Origin of the sequence: Okeania hirsuta, assembly GCF_003838195.1 — a bacterium.
GTDB lineage: Bacteria > Cyanobacteriota > Cyanobacteriia > Cyanobacteriales > Microcoleaceae > Okeania > Okeania hirsuta.
In genome coordinates this window covers 1-600 of sequence record NZ_RCBY01000683.1, presented here as the reverse complement: position 1 = coordinate 600, position 600 = coordinate 1, and the positions used below count along the sequence as shown (strand labels likewise).

General features: G+C 33.5%; 1 protein-coding gene and 1 pseudogene. One reads left to right on the top strand and one right to left on the bottom strand.

Going from position 1 to position 600, the window contains the following annotated elements; translation table 11 throughout:
- A pseudogene (locus tag D5R40_RS40530) lies at positions 1 to 379 on the top strand (Uma2 family endonuclease); the annotation flags it as partial.
- Between the two features lie 17 nt (positions 380 to 396).
- On the opposite strand, the gene D5R40_RS36860 reads toward D5R40_RS40530, so the two are convergent.
- Positions 397 to 600, bottom strand: a 204-nt coding sequence (locus D5R40_RS36860) for a hypothetical protein (protein WP_205127892.1), incomplete at its 5' end; no start/stop codon positions are given.

Genomic DNA, 600 nt, shown 5'->3' with positions numbered 1-600 from the left:
GAAAGAAGATGAGCGAGTAGAACTAATAAGAGGAGAAATTCTCAAAATGTCCCCAGTAGGTTGTCACCATGCAGCTTGTGTAAATCGTTTAAATAAATTATTTTCTCAAAAGTTAGACGATCTAACTCTAGTCAGCGTTCAAAACCCTGTTGAATTAGATGATTATTCTGAACCATGACCAGATATAGCTTTGTTAGAACCAAAAGCAGATTTTTATTAATCAGGACATCCCCAGTCTCAGGATTTATTTTTGGTAATTGAAGTGGCAGATAGTACGATTCAATTCGACCGTGAAGTTAAAGTTCCTCTTGATGCAGAAAATAATGTAATTGAGGTTTGGTTGGTAGATATTAATGAGGAATGTTTGGAGGTTTATTGACAACCTATTGGTAGTGGTTATAAACAAGTACAAAAGTTAGAGCGTTGTGAAAAATTTTTTACCAAAGTGTGACTTGCTGGAATTTGATTTACTAAATCTTCAAACTTAAACTTATAATCTTCATCCAATAACCTATCAACTTCCACATTCCTAGTTCCCGTCAACAAACAAACTAAAGTTGCAGGAGTAATAACAAAATATCTATGCAAGTTACTATATTT